This is a genomic window from Phenylobacterium sp. (assembly GCF_036402295.1).
Taxonomy (GTDB): Bacteria; Pseudomonadota; Alphaproteobacteria; order Caulobacterales; family Caulobacteraceae; genus Phenylobacterium.
Genome location: NZ_DASWTE010000110.1, coordinates 1 through 5376, shown reverse-complemented (window position 1 = coordinate 5376; position 5376 = coordinate 1). Strand labels below are relative to the sequence as shown.

Sequence of the window (5376 nt, the reverse complement as noted above, 5' to 3'; positions counted from 1 at the left end):
GCGTCGTCCGTGTCGGCTTCGGGGTCCTCGCCCAGGCCGATCTCGTCGGAGAGGCGCTGGATCAGGGTCTCGACGGGCGTCTCGAGGAAGTCGTCGTCGAAGGACAGGTCGCGCAGACGCATGCCGACGTCGTCGAACAGCCCCTCGGCGTCTTCGCCTTCGTATTCGTTCCAGAGAACCTGGCTGAAATGCGCTTGCACCCGCGCGCGCCGCCGCGCGACGGCGACTTCACGCGCCTGCTCCGCGCCGCGGCGGGCGGACTCGGCGGCCTTGCGGGCTTCCTCGCGGTCGAACCGCTGCTTCATGGCGATGGTCTGGCGCAGGTTGCGGCAGGCGCGCTGCAGTGTGCGGCCGGAGCGCTCGAAGGCCTCGAAATCCTCGGCCGCCTTCTGGCGCCGGCCCGCCTCCACCACGGACTCCAGGCACACCTCGGCCATCACCGACAGCATGGCGTCGATGCGTTCCGCCGTGAGGACCGGAGGCGCCATCATGAGAACAAAGATAGAACATTACAATGCGAACTGTCAAGGTTTCGCGCATCGTATGGGCTGGCCGTGAGGCGACACGCTGCGTTGGTCTCCTCTCCCAGGCGCGGAGCGCCGTGGGAGAGGCCGGGAGAGGGCGGCGCGGCGCCTGCAGCATCTCGGCCGTTGGACCCGCTCACGCCTCAGGCTTGTGGCGGGCAAGCCCGGCGGCCGCGCTCGATGTGGCGTCCGCGTCGGCTGGGGTCCGACTCCCGGCACGTGCCCAGGATTTTCCAGCAGACACGGTCCTGATCGTCGAACACCTCTGCGTTTCGGAAGCGAAGCACCTGCAGGCCGTGGCGCTTCAGATACGCGTCACGGCGCAGGTCATACTCGACCCCCTCAGCATGGACCCCGCCGTCGAGTTCAACCGCTATCGCGGCTTCGAGGCAGAGGAAGTCGACGATGAACGGTCCAACGGGAGCCTGACGGCGCCACTTCCAGCCCTCCAGCCGCCCTGCACGCAGCGCCTCCCAGAGTTGCGCCTCAGCTTCGGTCTCATCGCGCCGGAGCCGCCGCGCCCGGTCACGGCGCAGCTTGGATGTGACCGAAACGATCTTGCCCATGGCGGCCCCTGGTCCAACGGCCGGGAAGCTGCACGGCCGCGCCGCCCTCTCCCGGCCTCTCCCTCGGCGCTGCGCGCCTGGGAGAGGAGACTAGAACAAATAGCAAACTCATTGCGAGCCCAAATGTCCGCGCCCAGCTACCCCCTCCGCCGCGCCTGCACGAAGTCCACGAACGCACGCAGCGCCGAGGGCATGGTGCGGCGGCTGGGATAGTAGAGGAACGGGCCGGGGAAGGTCTCGGACCAGTCCGGCAGCACCTCCACAAGCGCGCCGGACTCCAGCAGCGGCTGGGCGTAGCCGTCGAAGGTGGGGAGGAAGCCGGCGCCGTCGACGGCGGCGCGCAGCATCATGTGGATGTTGCTGCAGAGGAGCCGCGCAGGCGGCGTGATCTGGAGCGCCTCGCCGTCCCGCTCGAACTCCCAGGCCGGCTCGGCCCCGCTCGGGAAGCGGACCCGCAGGCAGGGAAGGTCCAGGAGGTCGCGCGGATGCGACGGCGCGCCGACCCGGGCGATCAGCGCCGGGGAAGCGGCCACCACGAACCGCTGCGGCGGGCCCAGCGAAACGGCGACCATGTCCTGCGCGAGGCTCTCGCCCCAGCGGACGCCCGCGTCGTAGCCGCCGGCCACGATGTCCACGAAGCGGGTCTCGCTGGTGACTTCCAGGCGGACCTGCGGATAGGCGGCGAGGAAGTCGGCCACCATCGGCGCCAGCACCAGCTCGACGGCGGGCTCCGGCGCGTTGATGCGCAGGGCGCCCTGCGGCTCGGCCTGGGCGGCGCGGGCGACGGCCACGGCCTCGCCGATCTCGAACAGCGCCGGCTGCAGGCGCTCCAGCAGGGCCGCGCCGGCGTCGGTCAGGGCCACGCTGCGGGTGGTGCGGTTCAGCAGGCGCACGCCCATGCGGGCCTCGAGCTCGCGGACGGCCTGGCTCAGGGTCGAGGCCGAGACGCCCCGCTCGATGGCCGCCCGGCGGAAATTGCGGTGGCGGGCCACGGCGGCGAAGCTGTCGAGAGCGTAGAGATCCGGCCGATCCATTGTTCGCTTTTCCGCACACTACGTTCAGGACAATGCCGATTATCGCGTGGAATGTGCAGCCCTAGATTGGCGTCACCGAACGACGGAGACCCACCCATGCAGACCCGCAGACTTGGAAGAACCGGCCCCGAAGTGTCCGCCATCGGCCTCGGCGCCATGGGCATGTCCGACATGTACGGACCGGCCGACCGTGCCGAGAGCCTGGCCACGATCGACGCCGCCGTCGAGGCCGGCGTCACGCTGATCGACACCGGCGACTTCTACGGCATGGGCCACAACGAGATGCTGATCGGCGAGGCGCTGAGGCGCCATGACCGCGACAAGCTGGTGCTCAGCGTGAAGTTCGGGGCCCAGCGCGGGCCGGACGGGATGTGGATCGGATACGACACGCGCCCGAGCGCCGTGAAGACGGCGCTGGCCTACACGCTGAAGCGCCTGGACGTGGACCATATCGACATCTACCGCCCGGCCCGCCTGGATCCCAACGTGCCCATCGAGGACACCGTCGGGGCCATCGCCGACATGGTCCAGGCCGGCTATGTCCGCCACATCGGCCTGTCGGAAGTGGGCTCCGAGACGATCCGGCGCGCGGCGGCGGTGCATCCCATCGTCGACCTGCAGATCGAATACTCCCTGATCTCGCGCGGGATCGAGGACGGGATCCTGGGCACGCTGCGCGAACTGGGCATCGGGGTCACGGCCTATGGCGTGCTCGCCCGCGGCCTGATCGGCGGCCACATGACGGCGCCGGGCGGCGGCCGGGATATCCGGGGCTTCAGCCCCCGCTTCCAGGGAGAGGCGCTCACGACGAACCTCGCCCTCACCGAAGCCCTGCGGTCGGCGGCGGCGGGCATGGGCCTGACCCCGGCGCAGGCGGCGATCGCCTGGGTGGCGGCCCAGGGGGACGACATCGTGCCGCTGGTCGGCGCGCGCCGTCGCGACCGGCTGGCCGAGGCGCTGGGCGCCATGGAACGACCCCTGTCGGCGGACGCCCTGGCCGCCCTCGAACGTGCGGTCCCGAAGGGCGCGGCCGTCGGCGACCGTTACCCGACGGCGATGATGGGCACGCTCGACAGCGAGAGGGGCTGAAGCGCGCTCCTTCGCCATACTGGACATCGGGGAGCCCAGACCCCATCCTCCGCGTTCAAACGACCGTTCGAGGCTAAGGGGCCTTCCCCGATGTTCATGCGCTTCTTCACCGAGCTCCGCGAAGCCAAGGTGCCGGTGACGCTCAAGGAATACCTCATCCTCATGGAGGCGATGGACAAGCAGGTCATCGACCGGACGGTGGACGACTTCTACTACCTGTCGCGCTCGGCGCTGGTGAAGGACGAGAAGAACCTCGACAAGTTCGACCGGGTCTTCGCCCACGTCTTCCAGGGCCTGGAGAAGCTGGGCGAGGACGTCGCCGTCGACATCCCGGCCGAGTGGCTGAAGCGGCTTTCCGACAAGTTCCTCACCGAGGAGGAGAAGGCCCAGATCGAGGCCATGGGCGGCTTCGACAAGCTGATGGAGGCGCTGGCCCAGCGCGCCAAGGACATGAAGGACGGCAAGGGCGAGGGCGAAGGCCAGCGCGGCGGCCGGCCCGACGGCTCGAACCCCTTCGGCGCCAACGGCTACCACCCCGAGGGCATCCGCGTCGGCCAGGAGAAGGGCCGGCACGGCCGCGCCATCAAGGTCTGGGACAAGCGCGAATACAAGAACCTCGACGACTCCGTCGAGCTCGGCACCCGCAACATCAAGGTCGCCCTGCGCCGCCTGCGCAAATGGGTCCGCGACAGCTCGATCGAAGAGCTCGACATGGACAAGACCATCCAGGGCACGGCCGAGAAGGGCTACCTCGACATCAACATGCGCCCCGAGCGGCGTAACAAGATCAGCGTGCTTCTGTTCCTGGATGTCGGCGGTTCGATGGACAGCCACATCAAGATCTGTGAGGAGCTGTTCAGCGCCGCGCGATCCGAGTTCAAGAACATGGAGTTCTTCTACTTCCACAACTGCCTTTATGAGGGCGTGTGGAAGGACAATCGGCGTCGTCACACCGAGAAGATGAACACCTACGACATCCTCCATAAGTACCCGCACGACTACAAGGTCATCTTCGTGGGCGACGCCACCATGAGCCCCTACGAGATCACCTATCCGGGCGGCTCGGTGGAGCACTGGAACGAGGAAGCCGGCGCCGTCTGGATGGATCGCGTGTCGCAGATCTACGACTCGGTCGTGTGGCTGAACCCGACGGCCGAGCGCCACTGGGACTACACGCCCTCGATCGGCGTGATGAAACAGCTGGTCGGCGACCGGATGTATCCGCTGACGATCGACGGGCTCGAGAAGGCGATGAAGGAGCTGTCGCGCTGATCAGTCGCGCTTCTGTCACGATGCGCCTAAGCTGAGACAGTGCTTTAGGGATTCGCATGACCGATCCCCTTCTCCAGGACACGTCCGAAACGGACGAGGCGCAGGCCGCGACGAAGGCGGCTGTGTTCAACGCGGCTGAGCGGCTGTTCGCGCTGCACGGCTTCCAGAACGTGTCCGTGCGCGACATCACCGCCGAAGCCGGCGTCAACCTGGCCAGCGTGAATTATCACTTCGGCTCCAAGGACGCCCTGCTGTTCGAGATCTTCCGGCGGCGCACGTCGGAGCTGAACCGCGAGCGGGCGCGCATGCTGCACGAAGCGGCCGCCCGCCACGACGGCAAGCCGCCGGTGCGCGAGATCCTGGAGGCCTACTTCGCCCCGCCGCTGCGCTGGGCCGCCCCCGACAACGACCGGCGCATCTCGGTGCAGTTCATCATCCGGGCCCGATCCGAGGGCACGGCCGACATGCGCGAGGTGCTGCGCAACGACGTCTCCCACCTGGAGCGGTTCGCGAACGCCCTGATGGCCGCGCGGCCCGAGCTGCCGAAGGAAGACCTCTACTGGCGGCTGCACTTCGTGCTGGGCATGGTGCACAACAACCGCTTCGCCGAGTTCGACCGACTGCACCACCTGTCCGGCGGCCTCACCCGCGAGGCCGACGTGGATGCCCTCTTGCGGCGGATGCTCGACTTCGCCGAAGCCGGCTTCATGGCCTAGGTGCGACGACTTCTCCTCGGCGCGTGCGCGCTGCGGTTCCTCGACAGCTTCGTCCTCATCCTCCCGTTCTACACGGTGATGTTCGCCGAGCGCGGCCTCACGCCGGCCGAGATCGGCGTCATCCTGGCGGCGTGGTCGGCGGTCTGCGTGCTGCTCGAGGTGCCGTGCGGGGTCC

At 68.4% G+C, this 5376-nt stretch carries 6 protein-coding genes; 3 read left to right on the top strand and 3 right to left on the bottom strand.

Annotated elements, in window-relative coordinates; all coding sequences use genetic code 11:
- The 3 genes from VGD44_RS06945 to VGD44_RS06935 form a co-directional block, all read right to left on the bottom strand.
- Nucleotides 1-488: hypothetical protein (locus VGD44_RS06945; RefSeq protein WP_331085263.1), on the bottom strand; the 488-nt coding region annotated here is incomplete at its 3' end.
- A 179-nt stretch (nt 489-667) separates the two neighbouring features.
- On the bottom strand, nt 668-1090 hold the full coding sequence (locus tag VGD44_RS06940) for an endonuclease domain-containing protein (RefSeq protein WP_331085261.1): 423 nt from the start codon (nt 1088-1090) through the stop codon (nt 668-670).
- A 137-nt stretch (nt 1091-1227) separates the two neighbouring features.
- Nucleotides 1228-2124 carry a LysR family transcriptional regulator gene (locus tag VGD44_RS06935; RefSeq protein ID WP_331085259.1) on the bottom strand — a complete coding sequence of 299 codons (897 nt, stop codon included), beginning with the start codon at nt 2122-2124 and terminating at the stop codon, nt 1228-1230.
- Between the two features lie 96 nt (nt 2125-2220).
- Here VGD44_RS06935 and VGD44_RS06930 point away from each other — a divergent pair, with 96 nt between their 5' ends.
- From VGD44_RS06930 to VGD44_RS06920, 3 genes are all read left to right on the top strand, one after another.
- Nucleotides 2221-3213: an aldo/keto reductase gene (locus VGD44_RS06930; RefSeq protein WP_331085257.1), complete on the top strand. Its 993-nt coding sequence runs from the start codon at nt 2221-2223 to the stop codon at nt 3211-3213.
- Nucleotides 3214-3303: 90 nt separating this feature from the next.
- A complete protein-coding gene (locus VGD44_RS06925; RefSeq protein WP_331085255.1) occupies nt 3304-4485 on the top strand; it encodes a VWA domain-containing protein in 1182 nt (393 codons plus the stop codon).
- Nucleotides 4486-4541: 56 nt separating this feature from the next.
- Entirely contained in the window at nt 4542-5201 is a 660-nt protein-coding gene (locus VGD44_RS06920; RefSeq protein ID WP_331085253.1) for a TetR/AcrR family transcriptional regulator, read from the top strand.
- The last annotated feature ends 175 nt before the right edge of the window (nt 5202-5376 follow it).